Below are 15296 nucleotides of genomic sequence, written 5' to 3' on the forward strand. Positions count from 1 at the left end.
ATTAATACATTTTCAGGTATTGCTCGCGCTCCCACGGGTGGACGCTTGTTCTAAACATATCCCACTCAATTTCTTTCGCTTCAACGAAGTTGTTGAGAATATGTGAACCAAGTGCTTTTGTCATGACTTCATCTTTTTGCAATTCATCAAGAGCCGCGGAAAGCGTACCCGGTAGATCTTCGATGCCGACTTCTTTGCGTTCTTTGCGGTTCATGGCATAGATGTTGCGGTCTACCGCTTTTGGCGGAGTCAAATCACGCTTGATACCGTCAAGGCCTGCGCCAAGCAATACAGCCATTGCCAAGTAAGGATTCGCTGCAGGGTCTACAGAGCGAACTTCAACGCGCGTGGACAAGCCTCGGGAAGCCGGAATCCGGATAAGCGGGCTGCGGTTTTGGCCAGACCATGCAATGTAGCAAGGCGCTTCATAGCCAGGAACTAATCGTTTATAAGAGTTAACGGTCGGGTTTGTCACTGCAGTAAATCCTTTTGCGTGCTCGATGATGCCCGCTAGGAATTGGTAAGCAGTTTTGCTTAGTTTCATATCGCCATCTTCGTCAAGGAATGCATTTTCGTTGCCTTTGAACAAGGAAACGTTCATGTGCATACCTGATCCGTTGACACCGAACAATGGCTTCGGCATGAATGTTGCATGCAAGCCGTGTTTACGGGCAATGGTCTTGACAACAAGTTTAAAGGTTTGGATATCGTCACACGCTTTGATGGCATCTGCGTATTTGAAATCGATTTCGTGCTGTCCTGGCGCGACTTCGTGGTGGGAAGCTTCGATTTCAAAGCCCATTTCCTCAAGTTCAAGGACGATGTCGCGTCGGCAGTTTTCGCCAAGGTCCATCGGCGCTAGGTCAAAATAGCCACCATGGTCATTCAGCTCAAGAGACGGTTCGCCTCTTTCATCCAACTTGAACAAGAAGAATTCCGGCTCTGGCCCGAGGTTGAAATGAGTAAATCCAAGCTCTTCCATCTCTTTCAAGACACGCTTCAAGTTTGTGCGCGGGTCGCCAGCAAATGGCGTTCCGTCAGCATTGTAGATGTCGCAGATTAAACGAGCGACTTTACCTTTCCCTGTAATCCACGGGAATACCACCCATGTATCAAGGTCAGGGAATAAATACATATCCGATTCTTCGATGCGAACAAAACCGTCAATCGATGAACCATCGAACATCATTTTATTGTCGAGTGCTTTTTCAAGCTGGGATGTTGGAATTTCTACGTTTTTGATAACCCCGAGAATGTCGGTGAATTGCAGGCGGATAAAATTGACGTCTTCTTCTTTTACCAAACGAATAATGTCTTCTTTTGAATACTTGCTCATGAACTGTTCACTCTCCTAGTTATATTATGTAGCCCACTCATTTAAAGAAGCGGGATAAATCACCTTGTCGTTGAAACGCTGTATCGAATGGCCGGGCTTGATGCTTCATCTCTTCACGCAGCAATGTGCGAAGTTCAGCATCACTTAATGTTTTCGGCTCTGCTTTATCGTTTTCAGGCGTTTCCTTTGTTTCGTACAGTTTTTTAATTCCGGCGATATTAAGCCCTTGCTCCAGATAATCTTTAATCTCAAGCAGCGCATCAACATCATTCATTGAAAACATGCGTTTGTTTCCCTCAGTCCGTGCTGGATTGATCAGCTTCTGCTCTTCGTAATAGCGGATCTGCCGTGCTGTCAAATCCGTCAACTGCATTACGATGCTAATGGGGAGAATGGGCATCGTACGGCGAACCCGATTTGTCATAAGTTTCACCCATTTCACTAATTACTACATTTTCAGTTTATTACACGTTAGGTTACTTGTCAACTCAATGTTACGTTTTCTAACATGGAATTTAACTGTTGCTTATTCACTCTTCTGCCAATTCTGCTTGTTTTAAGGCATTTGTTGCGTTGATTACAGCAATTTTCACGTGCTCATAAGTCAAGCCGCCTTGAACAAATGCCGTATAAGGGGCTCGCAGCGGACCATCAGCCGTCAATTCGATGCTCGCACCTTGGACAAATGTCCCCGCTGCCATGATGACATCATCAGTATAGCCTGGCATATAGGCAGGCACCGGCAAAAATTGGGCATTGACCGGAGAATTTGCTTGAATTGTTTGGCAAAAAGCGATCATTTGACTGGCTGTGTTGAATGATACCGATTGGATAAGGTCTGTTCGCTCAGCCGAGTAATGCGGACTGGTCGCCATGCCAGCGGACTCCAAAAGTGCAGCTGTGAAAATTGCGCCTTTCAATGATTGGGATACGATGTGAGGCGCCATAAAAAACCCTTGGTACATATCGGCTAATGCATTGAGTGACGCCCCAGCCTCCCCTCCTATACCCGGAGATGTCATACGATAAGCGCATTTTTCAACAAAACTCTGCTTCCCGGCAATATATCCGCCGATTTTGGCCAAGCCGCCGCCTGGATTTTTGATTAAAGAACCAGCCATCAAATCAGCACCGACTTCAATCGGTTCTCTTAGTTCTACAAACTCTCCGTAGCAATTATCGACAAAAATGACCGCATCCGGCTTGATTTCTCGGATTCGCTGCACCATCTTTTCAATTTCCCCAATCGTAAAGGAAGGGCGGCTGTCATAGCCCCTTGAGCGCTGTATAGCAATCATTTTAGTTTGTGTATGGACCGCAGCTTTTACCGCCGGCCAATTCACTTCATTATCGTTTGTCAGCTCGATGTGGCGATAGCCGATCCCGAAATCTTTCAGCGAACCGGTATCATGTTTACCGCCTGAGACGATCGACGCAAGTGTGTCGTAAGGCTGTCCGGTGATGTAGAGAAGTTCATCGCCCGGACGCAAAATGCCGAACAGCGCAATCGTGATGGCATGCGTGCCTGAAATAATCTGCGGACGGACAAGTGCAGCTTGCGCTTTGAAGACATCCGCATACACACGCTCCAACGTATCACGTCCTTCGTCATCATAGCCGTAGCCTGTGGAAGGATGAAAATGGTGATCGCTGACTTTTTGGCGATGGAATGCTTCAAGCACTTTTTGTTGATTGTATAAAGCGACTTTATCCGCAGCTTCTAGCTGTGGACGGATTAGATCTTCTGTTTTTTGGATAGTTGTGTACATGGGAAGCTCCATTTCTTTTATATGTGGATTAATGATTTTGCTATTTGAAATTGTCTTGTATTCTGCTACAATTCATAGAGTTGTTCAAGTTAAGGAGGCGTCGAAAAAATGGCATGGGAAGTACTAAGCGCCATTGGCACTATTGCATTTGCAATTTCCGGGGCAATTATTGCCATGGAAGAAGAATACGATATTTTCGGCGTCTATTTGCTTGGCGTCGTCACCGCATTCGGCGGTGGAGCGATCCGTAATTTATTGATTGGTGTCCCGGTTTCCGCTCTTTGGGAACAGGAGTTTATGTTTCAGCTTGCGCTCATCTCCGTTACCATCGTCTTTTTGTTTCCACAAAAAACATTGAGCCACTGGAATCGATGGGGCTATTTTTTCGACGCCATCGGTTTGTCTGCATTTGCCGTACAAGGCGCGTTATTCGCGGTCGAATTAGGGCTGCCGGTATATGCTGCAGTCGTGGCGGCAGTCCTTACCGGTTCGGGCGGCGGAATGGTCCGCGACTTGCTGGCAGGCCGGAAGCCGCTCGTGTTGAAAGCCGAGATTTATGCAGTTTGGGCGGCCATCGCCGGACTATTGATCAGCATCGACATGATCAGAACCGACTTGATGCTGTATGTCTTATTTTTCATCATTACGCTATTGAGGATCCTTTCCTATACCTACAAATGGAAACTGCCCACACGAAAAATTCTCACAACAACCTAAAGGCTGACCGGCAAATGCCGATCAGCCTTTTTCATCCGTAAACCGTTTCGCCCCGCCAAGACGACATGCCGCCTTCAACGTTGATTGGGCTGAAGCCATTGGATGCCAAATGTTCACAAGCTTTTGCGCTGCGGCCACCTGCATGGCAGACCACGTAATACTCTGTTGACGAATCCAATTCCCCTGTACGCCCCGGCAATTCGCCCAACACTATATGCTGAGCCCCTGGAATCATGCCAGCGGCGACTTCGTCTGATTCGCGGACATCAATGATATTGAGCTTTTCGCCCGCCTCCACTTTTTGTTGCAGTTCAGCTGCAGTTATCGTCTTCATTTAATAATGACCTCCTCATGATTGCCATACCTTTGCCGGTGATTACTCCTGATGTTCGATCGATACCGGCTTTGCAGGAGAGAAAGTAGAAATGGCATGCTTGTAGATCAGTTGCTGCTTGCCATCCGTTTCCACGAGCACCGTGAAATTATCGTAGGATTTAATCGTGCCTTTCAATTGGAATCCGTTCAACAAAAACACCGTAACGAAAATATTGTTTTTGCGGAGCTGATTTAAATAGACATCTTGGATATTGACCGGTTTCATGGAACTCCCCCTGTTTCTCTATCGTTTTGTAATAGCCATCTGTTCAATTCGACGATTGCGGTCGGTTTCCTGCAAAAACCGTGTAATTTCCTTTACATTCTTTTCATTCCCTGCTGTCGCATCCACCCACAGCACGGGCAGCTTATTGCGGAAATATGTAAGTTGACGTTTGGCATACTTGCGCGAATTGCGTTTCAGCTTCTCGATCGCTTCTTCTAAGCTGTCTATGCCGTCAAAATAAGCATACAGTTCCTTATAGCCGATCGCCTTAATCGATTGAACATCGCGAAGGCCGTTATCGTACAGGCCCTTCACTTCCTCTAGCAGCCCATTTTGCATCATCACTTCGACACGTTGGTCAATCCGTTTGTACAACTGGGCACGGGGCATGTCGAGACCGACGATCAATTCGTTGTACATCGGTGATTGTGCCAAGCTGCCATCTTCTTTTTGCTCGCCGCTCAATAAAATTTCCAATGCTCGGAGGACACGGCGTGTATTGTTCGGATGGATATCGATAGCCGGATCCAATGCTAGCATTTTTAGGTGCATTCGCTCTTTTCCGACGCGTTCAAGCTCCGCTTGCAGATCATGTCGCAGCTGTGAATCGGCCTGATCTTCTGCAAAGCGGTAGTCGAACAATACCGATTGTACGTACAAGCCTGTACCACCAACAATAATGGGCAATTTACCGCGTTGCTGGATTTCAGCGATTTTACTGCGGACCAATTGCTGGTATTCGGCAACGGAAAAAGATTCGTCCGGCTCACGGATATCCAATAGATGATGAATAATGCCACCCATTTCTTCCAGCTGCACTTTCGCCGTCCCTATGTCCATACCGCGGTAGATCTGCATCGAATCTCCGTTGATGATTTCGCCGCCCAGTTGTATAGCGAGCTCAATGCCGAGCGCGGTCTTGCCTGAGGCGGTCGGCCCGACAATAGCGATGACATCAACCATGTCCATCAATCCAATCAATAATGGCGTGCTGATAAATTTCAGCATTCAGTTCATGCAGCACTTCATGGCGTGCTTCCTCTGCGATGTATACTTTGACCAGTTGGATACCGGCATCGCGGAATTGTGCAGCTGCTTGAAAAACACCGCTGCCCTTTGCACCGACTGGGTCCATCGAGCCGCTGATAAAGAGGACCGGTAAATTTTTGCGGATGCGTGCGATTTGTTCCTGTCGGTGAATCAAATCGATTCCTTCGAACAAATCGACATAAAACTGATTGGTCATTTCAAATCCGCACCACGGATCAGCTTCGTAACTTTTTACTGTTTCTGCGTCTCTGCTAAGCCAGGAATACTTGGATTTTTCCGTAAGGAAATCTTTGTTGTAGCTGCCAAAAATAAGTTTCCCTAAAAACGGGCTGCTTTTTTTCTTGCCTTCTAAGCGGCTGATGCTGCGGGCTGCAAGATTCCCTGCAGCTAAAGAAATTCCAGGATGCCCTCCCGTTCCGGACAAAACAGCACAAGTGACTTTGTCACTATAAAGCTGCAAATAGCGGCGTGCAACAAATGAACCCATAGAATGCCCCAAAATAATGAGCGGCAAGTCTCCAGCCAGTTGGCGGCTATATTCGATTACTTCTTCTACATCCATGACAATACGTGAAAAGCCATCGCTTTCTGCAAAAAAACCAGTATGGCCGTTGCGCTCCGCTGTCTTGCCATGCCCTCTTTGGTCATGGGCCGAAACCGTGAACCCTTGTTTTACGAGCGTTCGGATAAACCGGTCATAGCGCCCGCTATGTTCCGCCATGCCATGAATGATGTGCACATGGGCGCGTGGTTTTTCCGCAAGGCTTATCCAGTTAAAAAGTTCGTGGCCGTCAGACGCACGGACAAATGATTTAGTTGATTCCATCGATTCCCGCCTCTCTATCTGTTGATCTATATTTCCAGCGCGTCAGTTCATGACACGCTTGAACATCTTCTCGATGTCATATGTTTTGAAATGGATGATAACCGGCCTGCCATGCGGACAGGTGAACGGCTGTTGCGCTTGTTTTAGATCTGTAAGCAACCGTTCCATTTCGTGCTTTTGCAAAAAATGATTGGCTTTGATCGAGCGTTTGCAACTCATCATGATGGCTGCTTCTTCGCGCAGCTTCTTTATATCCACTTTGCGGTCTGCCAATACTTGTTCGATCAAATCCTCGATGACTTCCTGTTCGAAGCCTTTCGGGAACCATGTCGGATATTCCCGGACAATGAAAGTCGTATCGCCGAATTCCTCGAGAAACACGCCGCTTTCTTCAAGTGCATTCAATTGCTCTTTCAGATGCAGCGCCTCGTCCCTGCTGTAATGGAACGTCAGCGGCAACAACAGCGATTGGCGTTCATTTGAATCGATATCGCCGACCTTTTCACGGAAAAATTCATACTTGATGCGTTCTTGCGCGGCATGTTGGTCAATCAAATAAAAACCGTCCGAACTTTGGGCCACGATGTATGTTCCGTGGATTTGCCCAACAACTTCAAGTTCCGGAAATTGCGGGCTGTCATCAAGTGCATGCCGGTCTTGTAGCTCCTCATAAGGCTCATGCATTTGTTCCAGCGGGTCAACTGCCGGTTCCAGTTTCGGCTCCAGGTGAAAGTCCTCGACGCGTTCCTGAAGCTTTTGCTGCTTCCAATCTAGAGATGCCGGAATCTCCGGCGCGCGCCGCACTGTTTCTTCAACCGGGCGCTTCCATAAGTCCAATTGACGGCTCGGTAGTTGTTTGATGGGTTTCGGCTTTTCAATGACCGGCGCACGCACTGCAGTTTGTATGGCTTGACGTATCGTATCATGGACCAGTTCGAGCAATTCCTTTTCTTTGCTCAAGCGAATCTGCTGCTTTGACGGATGCACGTTGACGTCGGTCAAATATGGATCGCCCTTGATGTTCAAGACGACGATCGGTTGGCGCTCAAGCGGTAAAAACGTATGATAAGCCTTATGCACCGTGTTGGCGATGGAATAATGTTTGACCCAGCGGCCATTGACGAACAGCGAAATATAATTTTTATTGGCGCGGGTGATTTCAGGCAGCGAAGCAAATCCATCAATGCGATAATCCTGTGACTCGCCTTCAAATGGCACCATTTTTTTAGCGATGGCCACTCCGTATATATCCGCTAACACGCGACGAACTTCCCCGCTGCCAGCTGTTTGAAGCAACCGGCGGCCGTCATGGACGAGGCGGAATGAGATGTGCGGGTAGCTGAGTGCAAACCGGTTCATTAGGTCGATGGTATGGCCCAGTTCGGTTTGCAAAGTTTTCATGTATTTTAGCCGTGCAGGCGTATTGAAAAACAGCTGGTCGATACGGATATCTGTGCCCTGGCGCAATGCCCCGGCGCGTTGTTCGATGAGCTTGCCGCCTTCCATTTCCACATAACTGCCCGATTCCCCATTGGATGTATGAAGCGTCACTTTCGACACAGAAGCGATACTCGCCAGTGCTTCCCCGCGGAATCCAAGCGTGCGGATGCGGAATAAATCGTGTTCATTTTCAATTTTGCTGGTGGCATGGCGGGAAAAGGAAAGAAGGGCATCATCTGAATCCATGCCCGCTCCATTATCGATAATTTGGATTGAGCTCAGCCCGGCTTCTTGCAACAGCACTTCTATTGCGGTACTGCCGGCATCAATCGCATTTTCGACCAATTCTTTTACGACAGATGTTGGCCGTTCGACTACTTCTCCGGCTGCAATTTTATTCGACAACGGTTCATCCATCAATCGGATATTGCCCATATGCTCAGTCCTTTCCGCTTAATTTCTCCTGCAAATTATTGACTAGCTGCAACGCATCGAGCGGTGTCATTCTGGAAATCGAAGCATCGATGATCGTTTGCAGCACTTCATCTTTTGTCGTGTCGCGCTCATCGAAAAACGATAATTGCTCGGCTTGATGCTGCGGTTTCTGGTTATCTGCTTCGAAGCTGACCAATAACTCACGCGCCCGCTTTAAAATCGGTTCCGGTAAATTGGCGAGTTCTGCCACATGCACACCGTAGCTTTTATCTGCCGGCCCTCTTTTCACTTTATGCAAGAAAACGACTTTACCGGACTGCTCCATCGCGGATACGTGAACATTGCTGAGTTTATCGAGCGTATCTTCTAGCGCCGTCAATTCATGATAATGAGTTGAAAACAATGTATTCGCACCGATATTTTCGTGGATATACTCGATCATCGATTGCGCGAGCGCCATGCCGTCATAAGTCGACGTGCCGCGGCCGATTTCATCGAATAGCAATAAGCTGCGTTCTGTCGCATGGGTAATCGCGTATTGCGACTCCATCATTTCGACCATAAACGTGCTTTGCCCCGAAACCAAATCATCCGCTGCGCCAATGCGCGTGAAAATTTGATCGACAATCGGCAACTCTGCCGAAGCGGCCGGCACGTAACTGCCGATCTGTGCGAGCACAATCGTCAAGGCGACTTGGCGCATATAGGTGCTTTTCCCGGACATATTCGGGCCAGTGATCAATAGCATATTGCCGGATTCATCCAGTTCGCAGTCATTCGGCACATAATGCTGTTTATTGAGCATCTTCTCGACGACAGGATGGCGGCCTTCACGGATTGAAATTGCGCGCCCGTCATTGAATGCCGGTTTTGTGAAACGGTATTTCTCTGCAACTTCCGAAAAGCTGATATAGACATCAAGTGCACTGACTTTAGCTGCAAGTTGCTGGATGCGTGAAATATATTCTTTCACTTGCTCACGGATGCTGACGAACAACTCGTACTCCAGCGTTAAACTTTTTTCTTCTGCTGTCAGGATAAGCGCTTCTTTTTCTTTCAGTTCCGGCGTTATGTAGCGCTCAGCATTGGCGAGCGTTTGCTTGCGCTCATAGCGTTCAAGATCCGCTAAGTGCATATTGGCTTTCGAAATTTCGATAAAGTAGCCGAATATGCGGTTATAGCCGATTTTCAACGTGCGGATTCCGGTTTTCGCCCGTTCTTTTTGCTCGAGCTGCGCAATCCAGTCTTTGCCGTTGCGCGACGCATCGCGGTATTCATCCAATTGGGCATTAAAACCGTCGCGGATGATGCCGCCTTCTTTGGCGGAAAGCGGCGGGCTATCGCTGATCGCCGTCAATAAGTCGCATACTTCCGGACATGGGTCCAGGCTTTTGCCGAACTGCTCCAACGCCGGATTGCCCGAGGCGGAGAGCTCCTGGATAAGCTGAGGGATTTTTTCCAGTGAATTGCGCAGCTGGGCCAGATCACGGCCGCTCGCACTGCCAAACGCGACACGGCCAGACAGCCGTTCCAAGTCATATACTTCCTTCAATAGCTGCTGCAGTTCTACACGGACGAAATAACGGTCCATCAATGCTTCGACCATCTGTTGACGCGCTTCGATCGCATAACGGTCTGCCAGCGGCTGGTGCAGCCATTGCTTCAGTTTGCGGCTGCCCATCGCAGTGACGGTTTCATCCAGCAGCCATAACAAAGTCCCTTTTGCATCTGACCCGCGGATTGACTCAATCAATTCCAAATTACGCTTGGAATGAAAATCAATGCCTAAAATGCGCGAGTTTTCCCGGAAGGAAAATGGCTGGATATGGTCCAGCGATTGCTTTTGAGTGGCGGCAATATACGCCAACAGCCGTTTGCCGCTCATGTGCAGCTGTTCAGGGCATTCGGCAAACATCTTCTCATTCACTGAAAAGGGCGCTTCCATGTGTTCGACCGACAAAATGAGCTCTTGTTCTTCTTCGTTAAGAAGGAGGCGCAATTGTTCAGACACAACCAACTCCCGGATATGTAAGGCTTGCAGTTCATTCAGCAAGGCTTTCTCGCCGCCAGCTATAAATGTAGCCGTCGCTTCTCCTGTCGAAATATCCAAATAGGCTAGACCAAAGCCGCCGTCTAACTCATCGGCCGCTGCGATGAAGTTATTGGTCTTGGCATCTACGCTTTTGCCTTCGGTATGAGTACCCGGCGTGATGAGCCGGACCACTTCCCGCTTGACGACGCCTTTTGTCAGCTTCGGATCTTCCACTTGTTCACAAACAGCCACTTTATGGCCTTTTTGGATCAACTGGTCAATATAATTTTTGGCTGCGTGGTGCGGAACGCCACACATCGGAATGCGATCATCCCCATTGCCGCCGCGGCTCGTCAACGTGATTTCGAGCAATTGCGATGCTTTTATGGCATCGTCGTAGAACATCTCATAAAAATCGCCTAGCCGGAAAAACAGGAATGCATCCTGATAATCCGATTTCACTTGCAAATATTGTTGAATCATTGGTGTCGGTGACATGTTTAACCCTCTCTCATTCAATCAATTGTTCGTTTTTCCATTATAACAAACTCATGCCAAGAAACGAAAAAACTGAAAGAGCATATGCTCTTTCAGTTTTTTGGCTATCGCAATACTGCGATATTTATTGTGGGAGGTTACGAACAGCTGCTGCCGCCCTCGTTTTTCACTTTCGAGCCAGTTTCACCGCGTAGCAAGTCTCCGCCTGTGTCGGTGATGATGTTATTTGTCACTTGATTGGCGATGGCCGTCGAGACCATTTGCAACAATGAATTAACATCGCTTTGAGATTGTTTGAATTCCTGCACAATCGGTACTGAATCGATTTCTTCTTCTATTTTTTGGATTTTCTTTTCGATTAATTCCAGTGCGCGTTCTTTTCCATAATGTTGGAAATTGACCGCTTGTTTTTGCAAACTTCTCAGGCTTGCGATTTTTTCGCGGATTTGCTGGTTTTCGTTAATTTGTGCTTCTGCACGCTTAAAGAAATCCACTTCTTCGGTCGAAGCGATCATATCTGCCACTTCACGCGCTTTTGCGACGATTTGTTCTTTTGTATACGTCATTTCCTCAGACACCCATTTCCTTATCCGGTTCAGGCATCGAATACCTTTACCGAACTTTGTATTTTGACTTGCTGGTATTTATCATTTTACAGTTGTACCTTGCAGTTCTTCGCTTCCGATTGTACAGCGAAACGGGTGGTGCCGACAACACTTCCGCCTTGCTTGTAATCGCAAAAGACCGACTGAAGCCAAAGCGTCAGTTAGCGCTTTTCACCATTATACTGAAAGCGTACTCCATCATTCAAGCAGGCAAAGCAATTGTCGTTAAATCGACAAGGTCTGGCGATCAGTTTTGAAATGGGTAATCTTCGTTGATGTAAATTCTCTCGCAGGATACAGCCTTACCGCTGTCATCATCGAGCTCCGTGAAAAAACCGCTGACTACGGGGCGACCTGTTTTCGGCACTTCAAAGCGCGTTGGCATATTCGTTTTAAAGCGGTACAGCACCGAATCCCGTTTCATGCCGAGAATCTCATCGTATGGACCCGTCATGCCGACATCGGAAATATAGGCAGTGCCGCCCGGTAAGATGCGCGCATCCGCTGTCTGTACATGCGTATGCGTTCCGACCACAACTGAAGCACGTCCATCCAAATGCCAGCCCATCGCGATTTTTTCGCTTGTTGCTTCTGCATGGAAATCAACAAACACGAGCGGAGATAGTTCTTTCGCTTGTGTCATCAATTCATCCGCTTTTTTAAATGGATCGTCATGTGCCGGCAAGAACACACGGCCATGCAGGTTAATAACCGTCAAGGTTTTGCCGTTTTTCGTTACGGTTGCCATGCCGCGTCCCGGTGCTTCATCTGAAAAGTTGGCCGGGCGGATCAAGTAGTCGACGTCATCGATAAAATCGAATATCTCTTTTTGGTCCCATGTGTGGTTGCCCATTGTGACCATGTCGACGCCCATGAACAACAGGTCTTGATAGATTGCCTTTGTGATGCCCCGTCCAGCCGCGGCATTTTCGCCGTTGGCAATGACCACATCCGGTGCATACTTGCGTTTAAGCCTTGGCAAATAAGATTCCAAGGCGTCTCTCCCGATCGACCCCACAATATCTCCAATAAATAAAACTTTCATGCTATCACCTTTCCCCATAAGAAAAAGGCTTCTTTGAATGGATATTCAACGAAGCCTTTTTCGTTTTTTATTTTGCGTATTCAACGGCACGCGTTTCGCGGATGACCGTCACTTTGATATGTCCTGGATAATCCAACTCTTCTTCAATCCGCTTGCGGATATCGCGCGCAAGACGGTGTGCTGTCATATCATCGATCTGTTCCGGACGAACCATGATCCGAATTTCACGGCCTGCTTGGATGGCGAATGACTTCTCGACACCTTCGTAAGACTCTGAAATTTCTTCCAGCTTTTCAAGCCGGCGGATATAGTTTTCGAGCGTTTCGCTTCTTGCACCTGGACGTGCGGCAGACAATGCATCCGCTGCAGCGACGATGACGGAAATGACCGAAGTCGCTTCCGTGTCACCGTGGTGGGAGGCGATGCTGTTGATGACGACCGGGTGTTCTTTATATTTCGTGCCGAGCTCGACACCGATCTCCACATGGCTGCCTTCGACTTCGTGATCGATGGCTTTACCGATATCGTGCAAGAGACCTGCGCGTCGTGCTAATGTCACATCTTCTCCAAGCTCCGCGGCCATGAGGCCAGACAAGAACGCCACTTCGACTGAGTGCTTCAGGACGTTTTGGCCATAGCTTGTGCGGTAACGAAGTCGGCCGAGTATTTTGATCAAGTCCGGATGCAAGTTATGTACACCTACGTCAAATGTGGTTTGTTCACCAATTTCACGAATTTGTTCATCAACTTCACGTCTTGACTTTTCAACCATTTCTTCGATTCTCGCTGGATGGATGCGGCCATCCGACACTAGTTTCTCTAGTGCCAAACGGGCAGTTTCGCGGCGGATCGGATCGAATCCGGAAAGAATGACCGCTTCTGGTGTATCATCGATGATCAAATCGATACCAGTCAAGGTTTCAAGCGTCCGGATGTTACGTCCTTCACGCCCGATGATGCGGCCTTTCATCTCATCATTCGGCAAATTGACCACGGAAACAGTTGTTTCCGCTACATGGTCGGCAGCAAAACGCTGCATCGCCAATGACAAGATGTTTTTCGCTTTTTTATCCGACTCTTCTTTGGCACGGGCTTCGGATTCCTTGACCATTACCGCGATATCGGTCGACAATTCGTTCTCCACTTGACGGAGAATGATGCCTTTCGCTTCTTCGCGAGTCAAGGAAGAGATCCGTTCCATTTCGGATTGTTGCTGCTGAACCAAAGTCTCAGCTTTGCTCTCCATCTGATCAATATGCTGTTGTTTTTCGGCAAGTGCCTGATCCTTGCGTTCAAGGCCGGCCTCTCGTTTGTTTAAAGCATCATCCTTGCGATCCAAATTTTCTTCTCTCTGCAACAACCGATTTTCATGTTTTTGTAATTCCGATCGGCGTTCTCGAATTTCAGATTCAGCTTCAGTACGCAATTTATGATTTTCGTCTTTCGCTTCCAATAAAGCTTCTTTTCTAAGCGCTTCTGCTTCTCGTTTCGCATCTTCGACAATTTGCTCAGCGGATTGCTTAGCGCCTGCCATTTTGGAATCGTTTGCCTTTTTCAATACAAAATACCCAACAACTACACCGACGATGATACCAAGCAAAGCGAAGATGAACTCAGAAAATCCCATTCGGACACCTCCTCTTGCTATTGATTTTTTACTTTTTCAAAGGATAAATCTGCAATTCTGTTTGTCTCATTAACCGTTTAAAAACTAGTAAATAATACAAGTTTAATTGTATAGATGGACCTATGTTGTGTCAACCCTGCCAAGCCGGGCTCCCGCTCTATAAAAAGACTGCGAAGCCATGGCTTCGCAGTCTTACTGGATCTGTCCTATCAAGCTAAGAGCGGATCTTACTCTTTTTCATCGATCAGCAAATTGAATTCCTCTGCATCTTTTTTGTCTTCTTTAGCACCAGAAACGGAGTAGGATGCCGCAGTCATGCCGTAATGCTCACGTACTTTGCCGGCAATTTCGTTGCGGATGTCTTCGTGCTCGCGCATAAACTGCTTCGCGTTTTCGCGGCCTTGTCCGACACGTTCATTATTGTAGGAATACCACGAACCGGCTTTTTGGATGATGTCCAAGTCAGCCGCAAGGTCGACAATCTCGCCTTCGCGTGAAATGCCTTGGCCGTACATGATGTCCACTTCCGCTGTGCGGAACGGCGGTGCGACTTTGTTTTTGACGACTTTGATTTTTGTCCGGTTACCGATAATGTCGTTGCCGGATTTCAGCGCTTCTGCACGACGGACTTCCAAGCGGACAGAAGAATAAAACTTCAATGCACGTCCGCCAGGTGTCACTTCCGGGTTACCGAACATGACGCCTACTTTTTCTCGGATTTGGTTGATAAATACAGCAATGGTGTTGGATTTATTGATGGCACCCGAAAGTTTCCGGAGAGCCTGTGACATGAGGCGGGCTTGGAGACCGACATGCGAGTCGCCCATTTCGCCTTCGATTTCCGCTTTCGGTACAAGTGCCGCTACGGAGTCGATGACAACGATATCAACCGCACCGCTTCGTACGAGCGCTTCTGCGATTTCAAGTGCTTGTTCGCCTGTATCCGGCTGCGATAGCAGCAACTCATCCAAATTGACGCCCAATGCTTTGGCGTAAACCGGGTCTAATGCATGCTCGGCATCAATGAATGCAGCCGTTCCTCCAGAAGCTTGCACTTCAGCAATCGCGTGAAGCGATACGGTCGTTTTACCTGAACTTTCAGGGCCGTAGATCTCGATTACACGGCCGCGCGGATAACCGCCTATGCCAAGTGCGATATCAAGAGACAATGAACCACTCGAAACCGTTGAGACATTATGGGTCGTGCTTTCTCCTAATTTCATGACAGAACCTTTACCGAATTGCTTTTCTATTTGTTTTAGCGCCATATCCAACGCTGCTTTACGATCGCTCAAAAAAAATCCTCCTCTTATGT

The 15296-nt window shown here is 47.9% G+C and carries 15 protein-coding genes; 2 read left to right on the top strand and 13 right to left on the bottom strand.

What is annotated here, in order from left to right:
* Position 1 precedes the first annotated feature (1 nt).
* The 3 genes from glnA to ACFO5U_RS06035 all read right to left on the bottom strand — a co-directional run bounded on the left by glnA (position 2) and on the right by ACFO5U_RS06035 (position 3105).
* Positions 2–1336 (bottom strand): type I glutamate--ammonia ligase, encoded by a 1335-nt coding sequence (gene glnA / locus ACFO5U_RS06025; protein ID WP_377277568.1) that lies wholly within the window; start codon positions 1334–1336, stop codon positions 2–4.
* Between the two features lie 37 nt (positions 1337–1373).
* The gene (locus tag ACFO5U_RS06030; protein ID WP_377277570.1) at positions 1374–1760 is read right to left on the bottom strand and encodes a MerR family transcriptional regulator; all 387 of its coding nucleotides are present in this window, start codon (positions 1758–1760) and stop codon (positions 1374–1376) included.
* 106 nt (positions 1761–1866) lie between these two features.
* On the bottom strand, positions 1867–3105 hold the full coding sequence (locus ACFO5U_RS06035; protein WP_377277572.1) for a methionine gamma-lyase family protein: 1239 nt from the start codon (positions 3103–3105) through the stop codon (positions 1867–1869).
* A gap of 108 nt (positions 3106–3213) precedes the next feature.
* Between ACFO5U_RS06035 and ACFO5U_RS06040 the strand changes: the two genes are divergently transcribed.
* On the top strand, positions 3214–3822 hold the full coding sequence (locus ACFO5U_RS06040; protein ID WP_377277574.1) for a trimeric intracellular cation channel family protein: 609 nt from the start codon (positions 3214–3216) through the stop codon (positions 3820–3822).
* Positions 3823–3853: 31 nt separating this feature from the next.
* Here ACFO5U_RS06040 and ACFO5U_RS06045 read toward each other — a convergent pair whose 3' ends face one another.
* The 7 genes from ACFO5U_RS06045 to ACFO5U_RS06075 all read right to left on the bottom strand — a co-directional run bounded on the left by ACFO5U_RS06045 (position 3854) and on the right by ACFO5U_RS06075 (position 11270).
* Complete coding sequence (locus ACFO5U_RS06045) at positions 3854–4156, bottom strand: rhodanese-like domain-containing protein (RefSeq protein WP_377277575.1); 303 nt, start codon at positions 4154–4156, stop codon at positions 3854–3856.
* A 42-nt stretch (positions 4157–4198) separates the two neighbouring features.
* Positions 4199–4423, bottom strand: a complete 225-nt coding sequence (gene hfq, locus ACFO5U_RS06050; RefSeq protein WP_203332688.1) for an RNA chaperone Hfq — start codon at positions 4421–4423, stop codon at positions 4199–4201.
* Positions 4424–4441: 18 nt separating this feature from the next.
* Positions 4442–5386: a tRNA (adenosine(37)-N6)-dimethylallyltransferase MiaA gene (gene miaA, locus ACFO5U_RS06055; protein WP_377279466.1), complete on the bottom strand. Its 945-nt coding sequence runs from the start codon at positions 5384–5386 to the stop codon at positions 4442–4444.
* Positions 5379–6299 carry an alpha/beta hydrolase gene (locus tag ACFO5U_RS06060; RefSeq protein ID WP_377277577.1) on the bottom strand — a complete coding sequence of 307 codons (921 nt, stop codon included), beginning with the start codon at positions 6297–6299 and terminating at the stop codon, positions 5379–5381. The genes miaA and ACFO5U_RS06060 overlap by 8 nt, the downstream gene beginning before the upstream one ends.
* A 42-nt stretch (positions 6300–6341) precedes the next feature.
* Positions 6342–8174, bottom strand: a complete 1833-nt coding sequence (mutL, locus tag ACFO5U_RS06065; RefSeq protein WP_377277579.1) for a DNA mismatch repair endonuclease MutL — start codon at positions 8172–8174, stop codon at positions 6342–6344.
* 4 nt (positions 8175–8178) lie between these two features.
* Positions 8179–10704 carry a DNA mismatch repair protein MutS gene (mutS, locus tag ACFO5U_RS06070; RefSeq protein WP_377277581.1) on the bottom strand — a complete coding sequence of 842 codons (2526 nt, stop codon included), beginning with the start codon at positions 10702–10704 and terminating at the stop codon, positions 8179–8181.
* Between the two features lie 137 nt (positions 10705–10841).
* Positions 10842–11270 (bottom strand): YlbF/YmcA family competence regulator, encoded by a 429-nt coding sequence (locus tag ACFO5U_RS06075; RefSeq protein ID WP_377277583.1) that lies wholly within the window; start codon positions 11268–11270, stop codon positions 10842–10844.
* Between ACFO5U_RS06075 and ACFO5U_RS06080 the strand changes: the two genes are divergently transcribed.
* Positions 11258–11566, top strand: a complete 309-nt coding sequence (locus tag ACFO5U_RS06080; RefSeq protein WP_377277585.1) for a hypothetical protein — start codon at positions 11258–11260, stop codon at positions 11564–11566. The genes ACFO5U_RS06075 and ACFO5U_RS06080 overlap by 13 nt on opposite strands.
* On the opposite strand, the gene ACFO5U_RS06085 is transcribed toward ACFO5U_RS06080, so the two are convergent.
* The 3 genes from ACFO5U_RS06085 to recA form a co-directional block, all read right to left on the bottom strand.
* Positions 11557–12354 carry a TIGR00282 family metallophosphoesterase gene (locus ACFO5U_RS06085; RefSeq protein ID WP_377277586.1) on the bottom strand — a complete coding sequence of 266 codons (798 nt, stop codon included), beginning with the start codon at positions 12352–12354 and terminating at the stop codon, positions 11557–11559. The genes ACFO5U_RS06080 and ACFO5U_RS06085 overlap by 10 nt on opposite strands.
* 67 nt (positions 12355–12421) lie before the next feature.
* Positions 12422–13981, bottom strand: coding sequence for a ribonuclease Y (gene rny / locus ACFO5U_RS06090; RefSeq protein ID WP_377277588.1), 1560 nt, complete (start codon positions 13979–13981; stop codon positions 12422–12424).
* Between the two features lie 227 nt (positions 13982–14208).
* Positions 14209–15276 carry a recombinase RecA gene (gene recA, locus ACFO5U_RS06095; protein WP_377277589.1) on the bottom strand — a complete coding sequence of 356 codons (1068 nt, stop codon included), beginning with the start codon at positions 15274–15276 and terminating at the stop codon, positions 14209–14211.
* Positions 15277–15296 lie beyond the last annotated feature (20 nt).

It is taken from the genome of Planococcus dechangensis (assembly GCF_042654465.1).
Lineage (GTDB): Bacteria > Bacillota > Bacilli > Bacillales_A > Planococcaceae > Planococcus > Planococcus dechangensis.

Bases quoted from the DNA above. Each gene is read 5' to 3' on its own strand.
- glnA (WP_377277568.1), bottom strand. From the start codon at position 1,336: ATGAGCAAGTATTCAAAAGAAGACATTATTCGTTTGGTAAAAGAAGAA.
- ACFO5U_RS06030 (WP_377277570.1), bottom strand. From the start codon at position 1,760: ATGACAAATCGGGTTCGCCGTACGATGCCCATTCTCCCCATTAGCATC.
- ACFO5U_RS06035 (WP_377277572.1), bottom strand. From the start codon at position 3,105: ATGTACACAACTATCCAAAAAACAGAAGATCTAATCCGTCCACAGCTA.
- ACFO5U_RS06040 (WP_377277574.1), top strand. From the start codon at position 3,214: ATGGCATGGGAAGTACTAAGCGCCATTGGCACTATTGCATTTGCAATT.
- ACFO5U_RS06045 (WP_377277575.1), bottom strand. From the start codon at position 4,156: ATGAAGACGATAACTGCAGCTGAACTGCAACAAAAAGTGGAGGCGGGC.
- hfq (WP_203332688.1), bottom strand. From the start codon at position 4,423: ATGAAACCGGTCAATATCCAAGATGTCTATTTAAATCAGCTCCGCAAA.
- miaA (WP_377279466.1), bottom strand. From the start codon at position 5,386: ATGGTTGATGTCATCGCTATTGTCGGGCCGACCGCCTCAGGCAAGACC.
- ACFO5U_RS06060 (WP_377277577.1), bottom strand. From the start codon at position 6,299: ATGGAATCAACTAAATCATTTGTCCGTGCGTCTGACGGCCACGAACTT.
- mutL (WP_377277579.1), bottom strand. From the start codon at position 8,174: ATGGGCAATATCCGATTGATGGATGAACCGTTGTCGAATAAAATTGCA.
- mutS (WP_377277581.1), bottom strand. From the start codon at position 10,704: ATGTCACCGACACCAATGATTCAACAATATTTGCAAGTGAAATCGGAT.
- ACFO5U_RS06075 (WP_377277583.1), bottom strand. From the start codon at position 11,270: ATGACGTATACAAAAGAACAAATCGTCGCAAAAGCGCGTGAAGTGGCA.
- ACFO5U_RS06085 (WP_377277586.1), bottom strand. From the start codon at position 12,354: ATGAAAGTTTTATTTATTGGAGATATTGTGGGGTCGATCGGGAGAGAC.
- rny (WP_377277588.1), bottom strand. From the start codon at position 13,981: ATGGGATTTTCTGAGTTCATCTTCGCTTTGCTTGGTATCATCGTCGGT.